The 18700-nt window shown below is 40.9% G+C and carries 14 protein-coding genes; all 14 read left to right on the top strand.

What is annotated here, in order from left to right; translation table 11 throughout:
• The first annotated feature begins 56 nt into the window (after positions 1-56).
• The 14 genes from BN6559_RS03815 to murI all read left to right on the top strand — a co-directional run bounded on the left by BN6559_RS03815 (position 57) and on the right by murI (position 18636).
• Positions 57-2372 (top strand): arylsulfatase, encoded by a 2316-nt coding sequence (locus BN6559_RS03815; RefSeq protein ID WP_110953508.1) that lies wholly within the window; start codon positions 57-59, stop codon positions 2370-2372.
• Positions 2373-2475: 103 nt separating this feature from the next.
• Positions 2476-3942, top strand: coding sequence for a sulfatase-like hydrolase/transferase (locus tag BN6559_RS03810; protein ID WP_110953507.1), 1467 nt, complete (start codon positions 2476-2478; stop codon positions 3940-3942).
• Between the two features lie 172 nt (positions 3943-4114).
• Complete coding sequence (locus tag BN6559_RS03805) at positions 4115-4294, top strand: hypothetical protein (RefSeq protein ID WP_110953506.1); 180 nt, start codon at positions 4115-4117, stop codon at positions 4292-4294.
• Positions 4295-4341: 47 nt separating this feature from the next.
• Entirely contained in the window at positions 4342-5475 is a 1134-nt protein-coding gene (locus BN6559_RS03800) for a hypothetical protein (protein WP_199883725.1), read from the top strand.
• 74 nt (positions 5476-5549) lie between these two features.
• The gene (locus BN6559_RS03795; protein WP_110953504.1) at positions 5550-7868 is read left to right on the top strand and encodes an arylsulfatase; all 2319 of its coding nucleotides are present in this window, start codon (positions 5550-5552) and stop codon (positions 7866-7868) included.
• Between the two features lie 87 nt (positions 7869-7955).
• Positions 7956-10247: an arylsulfatase gene (locus BN6559_RS03790; RefSeq protein ID WP_199883724.1), complete on the top strand. Its 2292-nt coding sequence runs from the start codon at positions 7956-7958 to the stop codon at positions 10245-10247.
• 265 nt (positions 10248-10512) lie between these two features.
• Positions 10513-10824, top strand: a complete 312-nt coding sequence (locus BN6559_RS03785) for a PTS sugar transporter subunit IIB (protein ID WP_110953502.1) — start codon at positions 10513-10515, stop codon at positions 10822-10824.
• Positions 10825-10858: 34 nt separating this feature from the next.
• A complete protein-coding gene (locus BN6559_RS03780; RefSeq protein WP_110953501.1) occupies positions 10859-11161 on the top strand; it encodes a PTS lactose/cellobiose transporter subunit IIA in 303 nt (100 codons plus the stop codon).
• Positions 11162-11363: 202 nt separating this feature from the next.
• A complete protein-coding gene (locus BN6559_RS03775; RefSeq protein WP_110953500.1) occupies positions 11364-12479 on the top strand; it encodes an anaerobic sulfatase maturase in 1116 nt (371 codons plus the stop codon).
• A 39-nt stretch (positions 12480-12518) separates the two neighbouring features.
• On the top strand, positions 12519-14465 hold the full coding sequence (locus BN6559_RS03770) for a BglG family transcription antiterminator (protein WP_110953499.1): 1947 nt from the start codon (positions 12519-12521) through the stop codon (positions 14463-14465).
• 61 nt (positions 14466-14526) lie between these two features.
• Positions 14527-16227, top strand: a complete 1701-nt coding sequence (locus BN6559_RS03765; protein ID WP_110953498.1) for a methyl-accepting chemotaxis protein — start codon at positions 14527-14529, stop codon at positions 16225-16227.
• 365 nt (positions 16228-16592) lie between these two features.
• A complete protein-coding gene (locus BN6559_RS03760; protein ID WP_110953497.1) occupies positions 16593-16940 on the top strand; it encodes a hypothetical protein in 348 nt (115 codons plus the stop codon).
• 428 nt (positions 16941-17368) lie between these two features.
• Positions 17369-17770, top strand: a complete 402-nt coding sequence (locus tag BN6559_RS03755) for an acyl-CoA thioesterase (RefSeq protein WP_110953496.1) — start codon at positions 17369-17371, stop codon at positions 17768-17770.
• Between the two features lie 56 nt (positions 17771-17826).
• Positions 17827-18636, top strand: coding sequence for a glutamate racemase (murI, locus tag BN6559_RS03750; protein ID WP_199883723.1), 810 nt, complete (start codon positions 17827-17829; stop codon positions 18634-18636).
• The last annotated feature ends 64 nt before the right edge of the window (positions 18637-18700 follow it).

The following is an 18700-nucleotide window of genomic DNA, read 5'->3' as shown; positions in this document are numbered from 1 at the left end:
AAAATATAGTCTACATAAAAATCTGCGTAAATTAAGCGGATTGAGAGGGTGATGACATGATGGATAAACGAACGCAAAAAGCATTGCTGCGGCTGTCTGTTTTAGGAGTTTCTGCTGCTCATCTGCTGTCTGTGGCTGCTCCTGTAGCCGCAGCGGCAATTCCGGTAAGAGATGATTTGTCACAATTACCGGCAGTGCAAAGCAATAAAATGCAAAAGACAAATATCATTTATATCGTACTGGATGATATGGGATTTTCCGATTTTGGTTCCTATGGTTCGGAAATTCAAACTCCAAATATTGATCAATTGGCTGCGAATGGTCTGCGATATAATAATTCGGAGGTATGTCCGATCTGTTCTCCCAGCCGGGCAGCTCTGCTTACCGGGCGGGATAGTCATACGGTCGGAATGGGAAATCTCGCCGATCTGGATTTTGGCATCAATACGCCTGATAGTCGGGGGCGTATTACCGATAAGGCTGCTACAGTGGCGCAAATTCTTAAATTGAATGGATTTTCGACGATGGCTGTAGGAAAATGGCATGTGGCACCTATGCATCAGCTGACACCTGCCGGTCCGTTTGACTATTGGCCTCTTGGGAAGGGCTTTGAGCGATATTATGGTTTTCTGGAGGGAGAAGCGGATCAATATGATCCGCCATTGGTGGAAGATAATCATATAATAGAAACGCCAAAGACGAAAGGGTATCATTTTTCTGAAGATGTAGTGAATAAGGCGGAAAAATATATTGCGGATCAGGTTTCAGTGTCCCCGGATAAACCATTTTTCTTGTATTTGGCATTTGGGGCGCCGCATTCACCGCATCAGGTTCCGAAAGAATACATTGACCGCTATAACGGCGTCTATGATCAGGGCTGGGACAAAATTCGGCAGGCGCGCTTTGAAAAGCAAAAGGCGCTGGGGATTATCCCTGCGGATGCCGAGCTTTCAGTACGGGATCCGGAAGTGAAGTTGTGGAATAGTTTATCCGCAGATGAAAAGAAAGTGGTTACACGGTTTGAAGAAACCTATGCCGGATTTTTAACGCATGCAGATGAACAGATTGGCAAATTGGTCAGCTACCTTAAACAAGTTGGACAATATGACAATACAATGATTGTTCTTTTATCAGATAATGGAGCAACTTGTTATGGCGGAGATGAAGGCGCAGCGTATTTTCCTGCCATTCGCGGCGAAGTGCGTGATGGTACGTCTAAGATACCGGCCTATTTAAAAGAGCTGCAGGAAATGGGCGGTCCGGATTTTCAGGGGCTTTATCCACGAGGCTGGTCTATGGTAAGCAATACACCGTTTAAGGCATATAAAGGCTCTGCATATAATGGAGGGACGAGGACGCCTCTGATTATTCAATGGCCGGAAGGCATCAAGCGCAGAGGAGAAATTTCTACAGCGAGGGTGGATGTAAGTGATCTTACGCCAACGGTTTTGGATGTATTACATCTGAAAGCACCTGAGGTTTATCAGGGAATAAAGCAATTGCCAATGACCGGCGTTAGTATTGCAAATACTTTTTCCTATGGAAAGCCTGCTGAAGCGCATCCGCCAATTGTTAAACTGCTGCAGGGCAATCGCTCGATTATTCAGGATGGATGGAAGGCTGTTGCAAGCTATACGGATGGATGGTCCACGCAAAAAAGAAAAGGACGCCCTTTTGAAGAGGATCGCTGGGAATTGTACAATTTAAATCAAGACTATACGGAAGCCCATGATCTGGCGGCGCAGTATCCGGAGAAGTTAGCGCAGTTAAAAGCGCTTTGGCAGACTGAGGCGAAAAAACGCGGGATGATCCTACAGAGAAAACCAGGACCTACAGATGCGCTGAATAATCGAAGTAGCTTTAAGTATTATGCGGGAATGGAGCGGATTGGCCAGTCGGCAGGTCCTAAAATATTGAAAGCATCCTCGTATACAATTACGGTACCAGTTACGAGAGATACGAAAAAAGCAGAAGGTGTTTTGGTTGCACAGGGAGACGCATTTTCCGGCTATACGCTTTATGTAAAAAATAATCGGTTGGTGTATGAACAAAATTATTTTGGTGAAGTTACGAAACTTGAGTCAAACCAAGTGGTGCCTACGGGCGCAACTACGTTGAAATATCAATTTGTAAGAACGGGCAAAACACAGGGCGTGGCTTCAATTTTTATTGATGATCATCTCGTTGGAGAGGTAGAACTTTCTAAAACTTTTGGTGGGAATATTTCGGCAGAAGGACTCAGTATAGGGGAAGACAGTAATTCACCGGTAAGTAAAAATTATGCGGATCACCGTGGTTTCCATTTTACTGGTGATTTGAAATACGTTTTATTTGAACTGCAGCATGAGGGAAGTCAAAAAAAATCAAAGTGATGAAACTGAGCTGAAATTTTTGCGAATTTCATCGGGTGGATGAACAAAAATCATTTGTCAGGCAATCGTTCTTGCCGGTAAAAATGTAATTGGGGTGAGTACAATGGAGAAAAGACCTAACATTGTGGTATTTGTTGCTGATCAAATGAGAGCAGATGCGTTAGGGCATTTGGGAAACCAGGCAGCGATAACGCCAAATTTAGATAAGGTAGTGCAACAGGATGGGGTTTCATTTCGCAATGCGTATTGTCAGAATAATGTTTGTGTTCCAAGTCGATGCAGCTTTTTAACAGGCTGGTATCCGCATACGCGTGGTCATCGCACGATGCATTATTTGCTGGAAAAAGATGATCCGATGCTGCTTAAAACGCTGAAAAATGAAGGTTATCACGTTTTATGGCTGGGCAGAAATGATGTCATCCCTGCAGATCGATCCTTAGATGCGTATTGCGATGAATATTATAGCGGCTATCCTAAGAATGCCGGATTTCAATCTTCTGTGAATAAGACGTGGGAAAATGGATATCGGGGTAAACCGGGAGACGATACCTATTATTCGTTTTTTGCAGGCAAGGGTGAGCGCGATAATCGATTTGTGCAGTATGATTGGAACTGTGTAAACAAAGCGCTGGAATTTATCGAGCAGTGGCCGGCTGAAAGTGAACAACCATTTTGCATCTATATTACTTTACTTTTTCCACATCCTCCGTATGTTTGTGAGGAGCCATGGTTCAGCTCGATTGACCGTACGCTGATTGAAGATATTCGTCCGATACCTGCAGACTGGGCTGCAAAGCCGAGTATGTTAAAAAGCATTTATGAAAAGCAGGGTCTGGGTTCATGGAGTGAAGAGCGGCTGAAAGAGCTGCGGGCGACGTATCATGCGATGGTTTCCCGTTTGGATCATCATTATGGATTGGTAATGGATGCACTGCGGGAAAAGGGGCTTTATGATGATACGGCCGTATTGATGTTCAGTGATCACGGTGATTATACAGGTGATTATGGGATCGTAGAGAAGACACAAAATACATTTGAAAATCCAGTTTGTAATGTGCCGTTTATTATCAAACCTCCGGCAGGCTTGCAGGTACAGGCAAGAATCAGTGATGCCTTCGTGGAACTTGTTGATCTGTGTGCAACGATTGCGGATATCGCTGGATTTACGTTGCCGTATACGCAATTTGGTCAATCGATCGTACCTGTATTAGCAGGCCGTGAAGAGCATAGAGATGCTGTGTTCGCAGAAGGCGGCAGAATTCATGGTGAAATTCAGGCGACGGAAGCAGGGCACGGACCGGAATCGCAGTATTGGCCTAAAATCAGCAGTCAATGCAGTGAGGGACCGGAGCATACGAAAGCGGTGATGGTCAGAGTCGGACAGCATAAATATGTAGAGCGACTTTATGAAAAAAGTGAGTTATATGATTTGATTGATGATCCAAACGAGTTGAACAATTTGATTGATGATCCTCGGTATCAGGCGCTTATTTTGAACATGCGGGAAAGAATCCTGAAATTCTATATGGAAACAACGGATGTTGTTCCGATGAAAAGAGATAAACGCTGATCAGTGAAAAAGATAAAAGGTGAAAATTAAAAAATTTGTGATTGGAGCAGATCTATCGTGGATCTGCTCTTTTTTATCGAGATGAAAATTTTCTTACACGCGTCTGATCATAAGAGTTTCCGCAAGGCATAGGAAATTTGCTTAATGGTACGAATGTGGCTGAGACGCTACAATGATATTGAAGATGAATCGAATCCACAAGAGCGCTTTAAGCAATGTACCGATTGCAGCACCAGATCCTATGGGGATTCGCATTCTCAAGGTAGTTGATGATAAATCATTTTTGCGTGTTTACGATAGTGTTTTATTCAGGCAGGAAAAGGAGGGGATGGATAATCTTTATATACTTTAATGAGGGGTGCTTGTTGATGAGATTTTATGAATTGGAGGCGTATCGTAGTGAGTAAGAAATTAATTTTAAGCTTTTTGGTGGTGTCGGCTTGTTTAAACGGAATCGTACAAGCTTCGGCGGTGATTCCTGCGGAGGATAATGCATCGCAGGAAATGAAGATCAAAGAATTAACTGAAAGATTGGAATTATTAGAAAAGAAATTAGTGCAGCAAGAAGTCAAAGAAAAGGAGAAAGAAGTACAAGAGGTAAAGGAAAAGAAACAACAGCAGAAGAATGCAGAAAAGTTTAAAATTAGTGGGTATTTGCGTACACGTATAGATCAGGAAAAGACGGATAAAACAGATCGAAAGTGGGCGGAGCATAATAGTCACATGCTATCCTTTATTAAAATGGATGCAAAAATCGATGACAACATGACTGCAACACTTTATACGGAGGGAAAAGCATCGTTGGATACAGGCGATGCAGACAACAGTAATCCGGAGTATGCAAATGTAACAGGACTTTATTTTTCGTTTCCTTACTTAAACTCAAATGTCGATTTGGGAAGGTTTAAGGAAATCAGTCCGGGAGCAAATATGCTAAATACCAGTATTAGTGGTATGCGGTTGAAGTTTGGTGAAAAGGTTAAGACAAAAGTAATTGCGGGGAGATTGAAAAGCAATATTTTTGTTTCAAAGTATAGTAAATATAGTGTCTTTCCAGCAGATAAATCCCCGTTTATTTATTCGATACAAACGCAATATAAGGTAAATCCATCTCTATCGACAAATTTGTCTTATTATAATGTTTCTTATGGAAATAACGACTACAATCTTGGCGAGCTGGGTTTAGGTATTAAATTAAATGATTACTATAGTATTAATGGACAAGTTGTAAAATCTGACCTTGAATTGCCCAAAGATGATGATACTGAATATAAAGTGTTCTTGAAATATAGAGGTATGGAACGGCTGAAACCAGGTTCATGGGGGATTTATGCAGGGAAATTGAACATACCATACAGTGCTTCCATTGATGCAACCAACAACTGGATTATGGGGAAAAAAGCCTGGAGACTTGGCTTTGAATATGTTCCTGTGAAAAATATGACAATGTCATTGCAGTTGGATGATCGGGAAGTTATTGCTACCGGGGAGAAACAAAAAGCTGTACGCTTGGAGATATACCAATATTTTTAAAATGATAAAATGATATCATCGTGTAATGGTTTCGATTGTTGCGTTGGCGGCTGTAAAATAAAGGGGGCAATACAGTGGAGATAAATAAAAGTAAAAATTTATTGTGGGGTATGTCGGTTCTTGGTCTATCGTTGGTGAGTATGGCGAATGATCCTTCGTTAACATTTGCTGCAACACCGAATCACAATGGGCTGGTAAAGGGAAGCAGTGAGGGATTGCCTGCAGCGAAAACTGAAAAAACGAATATTGTATATATTGTTTTGGATGATATGGGCTTTTCTGATTTTGGCAGTTATGGATCGGAGATTAAAACACCGAATATTGATAAACTGGCAGAAGATGGACTTCGTTATAATAATTTTACCGTATGTCCGGTTTGTTCACCGACACGGGCATCGCTGCTCACAGGCCGTGATAATCATACGGTCGGGATGGCGCAGGTTTCAAGGGTTGACTTTGGGATAACTGTACCGGACAGCCGCGGGCGGGTTACGAATCGGGCCGCTACGATTGCACAGATCCTAAAGGATAATGGATATACAACGTTGGCAGTTGGAAAATGGCATCTGGCACCTTTGCATCATGTATCACCGGTTGGTCCATATGATTATTGGCCGTTGGCAAAGGGGTTTGATCGTTATTATGGATTCCTTGATGGGGAAACAGATCAGTATGATCCGCAGCTTACGTACGATAACCAGCAGTTTGAATTGCCGAAGAAAAAGGGCTATCACCTTTCAGAAGATTTGGTGGATAAAGCAAATCTGTTTTTAACGGATGCTGCATCTGTTGCGCCGGAAAAACCATTTTTCTTATATCTGGGGTTTGGTGCAGTACATGCGCCAATTCAGGTGCCAAAAGAATATATTGATATGTATAAGGGTGTGTATGATCAAGGCTGGGATAAGATACGTGAGGCCCGTTTTGCCAGACAGAAGCAACTGGGTCTTATTCCGGCAGATGCTGAGCTGACGCCGCGAGATAAGACGGTGCAGCAATGGGACAGCTTGTCTGTAGAGGAGAAAAAAGTATTTACCCAGTTCATGCAGACGTATGCAGGATTTCTTACCCATGCTGATGCACAAATTGGACGCTTTGTTGAGCATTTAAAAGCGATCGGACAATATGATAATACGATGATTGTCGTTATATCAGATAATGGTGCTGTCGGTGCCGGTGGGGAAGAAGGCAGTGATTATCTTGCGGCAGGAAATGGATTAAAGGGAGAAAATAGTCCGTCTATTGTCAAGAAATATGCAAAACGCTTGGAAACTATTGGCGGTCCGGAGGTCGAAGGTTTATATCAGAAAGGCTGGGGAATGGTCAGCAATACGCCGTTTAAGGGCTATAAGGGATCTGTCTATGCAGGGGGGACCAGAGTACCGCTGATCGTGCATTGGCCTGGTAAAATTGCAGCAGAAGGACAAGTGCGCAATCAGCCGGTTTATGTAACCGATGTGACGCCAATGGTACTGGATGTACTAAAGCTTGATGCGCCAACGACGTATCATGGAATAGATCAATTGCCTATGGATGGTAAGAGTTTTGCACAGACGTTTGATCAGCCAAATGCAAAATCAGAACATCAGGTATATTACAATCTCCTGCATACAAGAGCCAGCCTGCAAAAAGGCACGGGTAATCGTTCGATAACCGAAGGAAGCTGGAAAGCGGTGATCAATCAAAAAGAAGTAAAGGGTGAAAAACCTGCATGGGAACTTTATAATCTGGCAGAAGATTATGCGGAAGTACATGATTTATCCGCACAATATCCTGAGAAATTGAAGCATTTACAAGCATTGTGGAAAACAGAGGCTGAGCGGCATGGTGCGGTGATTCAAGGGGTGCCAGGGCCTACGGATGCAGCAAATCGGGCTAATGTAATGAAATTTTTACCAGGGACAGGCTTTTTAGGAAAATCGGCTGCACCTAATTTATACAATAAGTCTTATACAATTACAGTACCAATCACCAGAGATAAAAAATCAGAGGAAGGTGTTTTGGTCGCACATGGGGATCATTTTGCCGGATATACCTTGTATGTCATGAACAATCATCTGGTGTATGAATTTAATGATTTTGGCGAAGTAACACGAATTGTTTCAAAAGAGCAACTGCCAATCGGTTCGGCCGTTGTAAAATTCAAATTTGATAAAGCAGAAAAAGGCGATGGTGGAACAGCAACCTTATTTGTTAACGATAAGCTGGTCGGTGAAAAAGAGGTTCCACGTGTAGCTCGCATTATTTCAATGGAAGGAATTAGCTTTGGCGTGGATATGTATTCGCCTGTCAGTCCGGCATATAAAAATAAAGATGGTTTTAAATTTACAGGAAAATACGATTATGTACGATATGAGATGCAGAAAAAAGGTACTGAATTCCAAGGCTTATAAAGTTCTTTGCTGTGCACATGAAACGCATGCAATGTTTGTGCGCAGTCTTGGATACAAGCGATAAGAATGCATAAGGGAGAAGTTGAAATGAAAAAATCAGGAAAAATGAAACTGATGTGGAAGCTTTCTATACTGGGGGTAGCGGTTACGCAAACAGCTGGTATGGTTTCACCGGTTTTTGCGGCTTCTGTTTACAATGATCTGACGTCAATACCGCCAACCTGGGAGCAGCAGAGTCCTGTGCCGAAAACAAATATCATTTATATTGTGGTGGATGATATGGGCTTTTCTGATTTTGGTTGTTATGGGGCTGAAATTAAGACCCCAAATATCGACAAGCTTGCCGCAAATGGTTTGCGTTATAACAATTCCAGTGTAAATCCGGTTTGTTCGCCTACACGGGCCTCGCTTTTGACTGGCCGGGATAGTCATGCAGTCGGGATGGGAAATCTTGCGGATTTTGATATGGGAGAAGGAACGCCGGATATTCGCGGACGTATTACAGATAAAGCCGCGACAGTTGCGCAGGTTTTGAAAGATCATGGCTATGCAACAATGGCGGTCGGTAAATGGCATGCAGCACCTACGCATCAAATTAAGCCCGCGGGATCATTTGATTATTGGCCGGTAGCGAAAGGGTTTGAGCACTTCTATGGATTTTTAGAAGGCGAGGCGGATCAGTATGATCCGCCGCTTGTGCAGGATAATCATATCATTGAGACGCCAAAGCAAAAGGGCTATCATTTTTCTGAGGACACGATTGATAAAGCCATGGGTTTTATCAGTAATCAGGTATCTGTATCGCCGGATAAGCCGTTCTTTTTGTATGTGGCACTTGGAGCACCGCATTCTCCGCATCAGGTGCCACAAAAGTACATTGAACAGTATAAAGGGGTATATGATCAGGGCTGGGATAAGATTCGACAAGCGCGATTTGAGAAGCAAAAAGCGATCGGCATAATTCCGGCGGATGCAAAGTTGACGGCAGGAGATCTCAAAGCACAGGTGTGGGACAAGTTGTCTCCGGAAGAAAAGAAGGTGTTCGCGCGTTTTGAAGAAACCTATGCCGGCTTTCTTACGCATGCGGATGAACAAATTGGCCGGCTGGTTGATTATTTAAAAGTAGTTGGACAATATGATAATACGATGATTGTATTGCTTTCTGACAATGGTGCTACCTGTTATGGAGGAGAGGTTGGCAGCGACTATTTCTCCAGTATAAAAGGTCGGCTCGGCGGAGACAGTAAAGCCGATATCAAAGATTATCTTAAGCGCATCAATACGATGGGAAGTGAAGAGTTTCAGGGGTTGTACCCGCGTGGCTGGGCTATGGTGAGTAATACGCCATTTAAAGGATACAAAGGGTCAACTTATCATGGCGGAACGCGAACACCGCTGATTATTCAATGGCCACAGGGGCTGAAACGCAAAGGGCAGATTTCTGGGCAATCTGTGGATGTGAGTGATATTACACCAACGGTATTTGATGTTTTGGGCGTTACGGCACCAGAAACGTATCATGGTATCAAACAAATTCCGGTTACGGGTGTAAGTTTTGCCAATACGTTTTCTTCGGGAATAGAAAAAAACCGTCCGCCGCTTTATAAATTACTGCAGGGAAATCGTTCTATTGTGCAAAATGGCTGGAAAGCAATTTCAAGTGAAATGGATGGATGGTCGACAGCAAATCGTAAAGGGCGTCCTTTTGAACAGGATACATGGGAACTCTATAATTTGGACCAGGATTATACAGAGACACAGGATCTGGCGGCAGTATATCCTGAAAAATTAAAGCAATTGCAGCAGCTTTGGCAGGAAGAAGCAAAGAAAAATGGTGCTGTTTTGGCAGCTAAATTTACGCCGAATGATGCCTGGAACAATAGAAACCATTATAAATTTTATCCGGGTACGGAAAAAGTGTCACAAGGTGCTTCACCAAAAATTGCAAATAAGTCTTATACAATTACGGTGCCGATTGAACGCACGAGTCAGCAGCAACAAGGGGTGTTGGTTGCTTTTGGTGATCGATTTGCAGGATATACGCTTTATATTAAAAATAATAAGTTGATTTTTGAGCATAATTATTTTGGCAGTGTTACAAAAATACAGTCTAAAAAATCAATTCCGACAGGGCGGCTTGTTGTGAAATATGTATTTGAAAAAAATACGACAGGCGGCGGCACGGGGAGCTTGTATTTTGATGATGAACTCGTTGCCATGTCTCCAATTGAACGCAGCTTTGTAAAACCGTCTATTTCTGAAGAAGGGATGAGCTTTGGGATGGATACGAATACGCCTGTAAGCAGGAATTACGGAGATAAAGCAGGGTTTGCCTTTAACGGGAAATATGCATATGTTCAACTTGATTTAAAATCGTAAGAAAAAAGAAATGTGTCGTTGTTTGCCGGTGTTTTGTCCGGTACAATGTGGATTACACTGCCGGACGGCAGTTTGCTGCATCGGAAATATAGGGATTGGGGCTATGGAGAGTTTCCTCCATAGCCGGTTTTTTTTATACGGATAGGATAAGTTTTCCTAACCGGTGAGGAAATTTGTTTAATTGTCCGTACGATAGGGGAAGCGTACAATAAAAGAGTGAAAATTTAACGATGAACTATCGTAGGATTATGGGGAGGAAAAGGTTTTGAATATTTTATTAGTTTGTGCGGCTGGCTTATCAACGAGCCTGCTGGTGAATAAGATGAAAGCGGCGTTAACAGAGGAGCAAAAGGACTGGCGGATTGAAGCGCATCCGATTGCGGAGACAGAGGATTTCATCAAGGATTTTGATGTGGTTTTGCTTGGACCGCAGGTAGGGCATAAACTAAATAATTTAAAGAAGGATTTTGGTTCCTATGGCAAGCCGATTGCTGTGATCAATCCAATGGATTACGGTATGGGGCGAGGCAAAGAAGTGATCGCTTATGCAGAAAAACTTTATAAGGAGCAGGCGTAATCGATAAGGCGATTGACGGCAGAGGTGGAAAAAGATGAATGAAGAAACACTGATGATGATGATACTGGGAGCAGGCGAGGCAAATCGGTTGGCAATTTCTGCACTTGGGGAAGTAAGGAATAAGAATTTTGCTAAGGCGAGGGAACTGCTCAAAGAGGCTTCGAAGAAATCTCTGGAAACGCATAAGATACAGACGGAATTGATCCAGAGGGAAGCAAGTAATGAAAAGATGGAATTGGGGCTGCTTACGGTACATGCCCAGGATCATTTGATGAATGCAATATTAGTGATTGATCTGGTAGAAGAGCTAATTGACGTATTTGAAGCGTATGTATAACGCGCTGTTATGATAAAAAACAAAGAAAAACATGTAACCTCAGCAGTCGATATTGTTGAGGTTATTGGATTAAGCAATTGGATATTTTCAACGATAGACAGGTAGGATTTTACTTTGGCTAAATGCAGAAAATTTGATAATATAAAGTCGAATATGACAGCGTTGGCAGGCTTCATATAGCAAATAATGGAGGCACAAGTGTATGCCATCTTTGGTACTTATGGTGAAACCTGCATCAGGTGATTGTAATCTTAGCTGTACATATTGTTTTTATCATGCGCTTGCACAAAAAAGAAAAATTTCTTCTTATGGAAGCATGGATGAGTCTTGTATGGAGATTCTTGTGAAGAAAGCTTTTGGGTATGCGGAGGAAGCTTGTACGTTTGCTTTTCAGGGCGGAGAGCCGACACTTATCGGTCTGGCATTTTATCAGCAATTCGTTTTGCTGGTTGAAAAATATAATGTGCGGAAGATTAAGGTGTATTATGCGTTGCAGACAAATGGAACGTTGCTGAATGAAGCATGGGTACAGTTTTTGGCCAGACATGATTTTATGGTCGGTCTTTCTCTGGATGGAAGTATTGAGCTTCACAATGCGTATCGGATGGATCAGGCGGGGAAGGGATCGTATCATCAGGTGATGCAGGCACTGGGACTTTTGCAGGCATATCAGGTAAACTACAATGTATTGGCTGTGATTACACGAGCAATGGCGAGGAAGGGGCGCAAAGTTTATCAGTTTTTCAAGAATAAGCATATTCAATATCTTCAGTTTATTCCTTATATAGAGACCGGCGATGGCAGAGCTGCGGAGATTGCTCCAAGAGCAAATGAATTTGCCTTGTTTTTAATGGAATTATTTGATGTTTGGTATAGTGATCTAAAGAAGGGGGAGGCAATTAGTATTCAGTATTTTGATAACCTGCTTGGAATTGTAGCGGGTTTGGGGCCGGAGGTATGCGGAATGTCCGGCAGTTGTGCGTGCAATCTGGTCATAGAAGCCGATGGCAGTGTATATCCATGTGATTTTTATGCAAAGGATGCCTGGCTTTTGGGAAATATTCATGATATAGATATAGAAGATTTTATTCATACCCGACAAGCGCAAAGATTTATTGAGAGTTCTCTTGATATACATGATCTGTGTAAAAACTGTGGATGGTATAGCGTTTGTCGCGGCGGCTGCAGGCGATTCAGAGAGACGGCTGTGGAGGGAAAATTGGCTTTACATACATTGTGCAGGGGATATAAAAAATTTTTTCCCTATGTATTGCCTCGCCTAAAAATGCTTGCAAAAAATTTCCCGGCAATCAAATAGGAATGAACGTCGGGAGAGTAGGGAGAGGAGCGTTATAAATTGTTGCAGAAAAGACAAAAGTTGATTCTTCAGTTGCTGTATGATTCAAATAAGCCTCTTTTAGGTAAGCAATTGGCTGAGCGAATTGATGTTACTTCCCGGACCATCAGAACGGATATTAAGATATTGAATGAAGTTCTACGGCAGTTTCGTATGGAGATTGCTTCTTCTAAGCGCGATGGATACTATGTTTCGGAGGAACAGCGCGATATACTTGCAAAGGTGATCGTGAGCATGGTTGGCAAGAGGGAAAATTTGATCAAGGTACCGAATACGCCATCGGAACGCGTTGTTTTTATTATTTTTAAGCTGGCATTTTCTGTAGATTATATTAGTATGGAAAATTTAGCGAATATGATTTTTGTATCTAAGACAACGATTAATTATGATGTGAAAAAAATTATTGAGTTTTTAAAGCCATGCAGAGAAGTCAATCTGATTGTTTCTCCATTAAAAGGACTATTGCTGACCGGGTCGGAAAAGGGAAAGAGAATGCTGCTTTCTGATTTACTTAACAGGGGTGGTAATATTAAAGAATTTCTTCTTCTGTCGCAGCGATATCCGTATATTTATTTGGGGGAACAGTTGGACAAGGAAGGTTTGTTTTTATTTGAAACGATTGTCAATGTATTGAATCGTTTCGGGTATTCTTTGACGGATAGAGATGTAGGCGTACTGGTGACAGATATTTTAATCAGTGTAAAAAGAATACAAATGGGATGTCATATTGAACCATGTGAAGAGTGCGTTGACATTAGAATTGTCAGCTCATTTGTTGATGATATTAAGAATTTTTTTCATGTGGAGATCGATGCGCAGGAAATGACCTATTTTCAGCAGCGGTTTAATGCGAAACGGTTGCTGGGTGTATCAAATAGTGAATATAAATATGCAGAAGAAACCGAAAAAATTATCGATTTGTTTCTGGCGGAAATTAAGACGCGGTTTGCTTTGGATTTTTCCCGTAATTTACGGTTCAAAAATAATCTGATTCTTCATATAAATCCAATGATCAATCGACTGGCGGAGCATCGTTTTGAGGAAAATGCATTGCTGGGAGAAATCAAAAAGGTTTATTCTTTTGCTTTTGAGATTGCTACGTTGATTATTGAAATCATCAAAGAAAGGCTCCATGTTGTGATCAATGAATCAGAGGTTGCCTATATTGCGTTGCATGTGGCAGTCGCACTGGAAGAGTCTTATGAGAGAATTCAGGTCGCGATTATTTGTGGTTCCGGGCTGAGTATGGCGGAACTCTTAAAAAGAAAATTGCTGTCTTATTTTAATAGTCAGGTAAATATTGTTGGGCAGTTTTCGTTATATCAGTTGAATAATATTGTTCGGGGTGATTTTGGCAAGGTGGACCTGATCGTCACCGTTTTACCGATTAAAGTGGAGCATATTCCTGTGGTACAGGTAAATCCACTCATTATGGAAGAAGATTTGACTAAAATCAGACAGTATTTGAACAATCCCTTTGTGTTAAATCATCGGCTATATCGAAAAAAATCAGATTACAGCTTTTTTAAGAAAAATTTATTTGAATATTTTGATAAGGAAACAGGGTATCTTGACTGTTTGAAAATACTGACAAAGCGCTTAAGTAAGGAAAATGTGATTTCTGACGAACAGGGTTTTTTTGAGTCAGTTGTACAGCGTGAAAATTTATATTCGACAATTCTGGATGGAATGATTGCGATTCCCCATCCGCTGGAATCCTATTCGAAGACGACTTTAGTCGCTGTAGGGGTGTTAAAAGAGGCAGTCAGGTATTGCGGTAAAAAAGTAAAACTTGTTTTACTTTTTGCTGTGAATACAAAAGAGAGTGAGAAGTTGCAATTATTGTTTGCTATGCTGGAAGATTTATTGGATTCTAAGGAAAAGTTAAATGAACTGATGCGATGCACGAGTTACGAAGATTTCATCGAAAAACTGGAACAAGCATGATTGATTGAACGTATAATTGCATTTTAAGTAGAATTTGAAAAACATTAGGAGGCGAGTGTCAATGAAATGGTTTAAAAATCTCACGGTAACAATCCAAATTATTGTTTTAATCATGTTGACGGCAGCCTTTATTGCAATGATCAGCTGCACAGGTTTTTATTTTAATCAAAAGGCTACGAATGCATTAAATGAAGTTTATAATAATGAAATTTTGCCGATTACCATGGTTGGAAACTTTAGGACGAAGATACGGGCTGAGCAGGCTGATGTATTAACTGTGATGTTTGGGAAAAAACCGCTCAATGAGAATCAAAAACAGCGTACGGAGATGGTATTGAAAGATTTTGAGACATATGAACAGTCTGTACTTCTTCCAGAAGAGAAGGAAAAAATTTCAAATTTGAAAGAGCAATGGAAAGCGCATGTAAAGTTAAAAGAAAAAATTCTTGCACTAGCTTTAAGCGGAAAGACTCAGGAAGCTTTCTCCATGTATAGCACTCAGATGCAGCCGATCATTGCGAATATGGGGGGAGAACTGGCAAATATAGAAAAAAAACATCTCGCTGCAGCCAAATTGGCAGATGAAGAAAATGAAAGAAATGCGATGATATCGAATCGTATGATCATTGGGATAGCACTTCTTTCTTTGTTTGTATCCATTTTTGTTGGGCTGCGCATTGCCAGGATGATTGGACTGCCTATACAGCGGGTAACCGCAGCTTTAGCTGAGGTGGCAGATGGTAAGATCCATATTGCAGATTTGCCTGTTGAATCAAAAAATGAAATTGGCCGGCTGTCAGGTGCACTGAATAAAATGAAAAATGATCTTGGCGCAATTGTTCAGCAAATTGGAACGCACGCGGAACAAGTGGCGGCTTCGTCAGAGGAGCTTACTGCAAGTGCAGAAGAGTCTTCGAAAGCCGCGGCTCTCGTTGCTGAAACGATTGAAGAGGTCGCAGGCGGAGCCGAGCAGCAATTAAAAGCTGCAAGTACCGCACAAGCGGTCGTTGGAAATATGTCAACAGGGTTGACGGAAGTTGCCGGGGTTGTTTGCAAAATTACTGAAATGGCGGAGCAAACTACAGGTGTCACAAAGGATGGGGTTAAGGCGATTGATGAGGTGACAAAGCAGATGCAGCATATTGCTGCAGGAAGTGCATTGGTGCAGCAATCGATTGATCAATTGTCAGATGGTTCTAAAGAAATTGGTGAGTTTGTTGGTGTGATTGGCAATCTGGCCAGTCAGACGAATTTACTGGCGCTTAATGCAGCGATTGAAGCCGCAAGAGCAGGGGAACAGGGAAAAGGATTCGCGGTGGTTGCCGAAGAGGTGCGAAAGCTTGCCGAGCAGTCTCAGTCTGCAGCGCAAAAAATTTCTGTGCTGATTCATGAGAATGAAGTTAATATGGATAATGCTGTGGCTTCTATGGGTGAAGGAGCCGCCGCAGTCAATGTTGGTACAGCAGTGGTAGCAAATACCGGAGAGACTTTTCTAAAAATTGATACTGCAATAAAGGCAATGACCGGGCAGGTGGAGCGTATTGCGGCGTTAACTTCGCAAATGTCAGCAAACAGCACACAGGTTGTGGGTGCTGTTCAATCTATGGACGCGTTTAGCAAGCAGCTTGCAGGACAGACGCAGACGGTATCAGCCGCGACAGAAGAGCAGTCTGCATCTATGCAGGAAATTGCGGCCTCCAGTGAGGTGCTTGCTAAAATGGCTGAGCAGTTAAGGCAGATATTGCAAAAGTTTTCTCTGTAATAAAATGATGAGCCTTTGTAAATAAGGAACATCAAATTTAATCTATTGGTCATACTTCTATGCAAAATTAAAAATGCATAAAAAATAGACCACGCAGTTGGTGGTCTTAAATGGAGTAGAGAAACCTATAGAGTTTACCACTTTTGTGGCAGATCTATAGAAACAGTATACCCCTTTAGTTTTTTTCTATACATATGCATAGAAAAGTATTCGTTTAGCTGCAATTGAATTATAACCTGCGTGTAGAATTTTGATATTAAGTTTTATGTAAGTTGGTGGATACGGTATTATGAATACTGGAAGGATTTGTTTTTATTTCGTCGAAAGAATAATGTAAAACAATTAAAAATGGAGATGAATGTAGTATGTGTGAAGTTCAACAACTTTCAAAGTATGACGTTATGAGATTTGTTTTGAAGTTTCTGCAAGAGTATCGGGATACTCAGATTGGCAATATTGACAGCGCATATGCAAAAGAATTAGGTCTTCCGCGAATACAACATTTAGATTATTCTGAAAACGATGATGAAAAAAAAGAGAAGCATGCAATGTTTAAGAGTTTCCTTCTTACCGTAATTTGGGATTTGATTGTTGAAAGAGTTATCACTCCGGGTACTTTAAAGGGAAATACCTATATTGAAGATATTCCATTCATACATGTCAGCGATCAAGAAAATTTTAATCGTAAATTAGAAGAGTATGATATAAACTAGTATCAAGATAGGCTGCAGGCTGATGAGCGTTGCTATGTGTAGTAGATGATGGGATAAAAGATACCGACTTGCGTTAAAAAATCTGTTTGATTCTAAAACGAAGGAATCTTACAGGTTTTTGCGAGTCGGTATTTTTTTTACTTTTGCAAATACGAAACTTGTTCGTCCTTTTGTAGTACGGAAAACGATGTCGGCATTTTTATGAAGTCTATGGATTGTTTTTAGGATTGCATAATTTTATAAGATATAACGCATTTATAATGTAAAGGGAATCGTTCCGTTTAGGCGGATAATCTTGATAAATATATTGACAATGCGGATAGATTGTTTTACTCTGTTCATTATGCAATAAATTTATTTTATCTTACTAAAGTGTGTGAATATGTTAAGATGAATGTAGTAATTTTGCTAGGAGGACATTTTATATTATGGGACAAGTACGAGTAAAAGTGAATTTTTTTGATACCGATGCCATGGCAGTTGTGCATCATGCAAATTATTTGCGGTGGTTTGAAATAGGAAGAGTGGAATTTTTGCGCGAAGCAGGTATTACGTTAAACGAACTTATGGAAGATCAGATTGTATTTCCTATTATAGATGTAACCTGTAAATACCGTTCATCTGCACGTTTTGATGATCTTGTGATGATTGAAACAATCCCAACAACGCTTACGCAATTGAAGATGATTTTTGAGTATAAGGTTTTGCGGGAGGCGGATGGCGAGCTTTTAGCGGAAGGTCGCACACAAAGTGTATTTACAAGTAAAGAAACAGGTAAAATCATAAGGTTACCTAAAAAATATTTTGATCGTTTAAAAAGTTTGGTGTAATTGAGGTAGGAAGTACGATCACCATACAAAGAAATAGCTTTAGAGGAGGTGGTGCAGTGAATGTTGATGCACCCATTGGTATTTTTGATTCAGGAATCGGAGGACTTACAGTCGTCAAAGAGGTGAGAAGGCTTTTACCTAATGAAAATATTATGTATATTGGGGATACGGCACGTGTTCCTTATGGATCGCGTGATCCAGTAGAAATCATAAAATTTATGCATCAGATATTACATTTTTTTCTTAAGCAAGAAGTGAAAATGGCGGTATTTGCATGCAATACAATGACTACATATGGTTTTAAAGAGGCAGAGAAACAGTATCCATACTTAGTTACGGCGATGAATAGTGGCATTTGTGAAGCGATTAATGGAAGTGAAAATAAAAGAATTGGCGTAATTGCAACAAAAGGAACTGTGAATAATCAGATGCATAGTAAAGCTGCAGCAGAATTTGATTCAAGTGTAAAAGTCTATGCAAAAGCATGTCCTGATTTTGTTCCATTTATTGAGGATGGAGTTATTGCAGGACGAGAAATTGAAAATTTGGCAAGAAAATATTTAGCGTTTTTTAGTAAGATAGAAATTGATTCTTTGATTTTAGGCTGTACGCATTATCCTTTAATATCGAGTATTATTCAAAATATTATAGGGGATCGAGTGCGATTGATAAATCCGGCAAATGCGACTGCAAAAGATGCGGTTGCGTTGTTGAAGAAATCAGGAAACTTAAATAAGAGCAAAGAAAATGGCTCTTTGAAAATGTATTTTTCTGCCGAAGTTGATAAGGCTCGAAAAATGACGAATTTAGTATTAAATACAAACAAAGCAGAATTTAAGCTAATAGATTTGGCAGAGTATTGCTAATTTATAGTAATTTATTCGTTTTTTTGATATACTAACACTATTGTCAATTTGAAAATTTGATTTT

This window comes from Massilibacillus massiliensis, assembly GCF_900086705.1.
Classification (GTDB): domain Bacteria; phylum Bacillota; class Negativicutes; order FLKF01; family FLKF01; genus Massilibacillus; species Massilibacillus massiliensis.
Note: the sequence above shows the minus strand (reverse complement) of the source record. Positions and strands in the feature narration are given on the sequence as shown.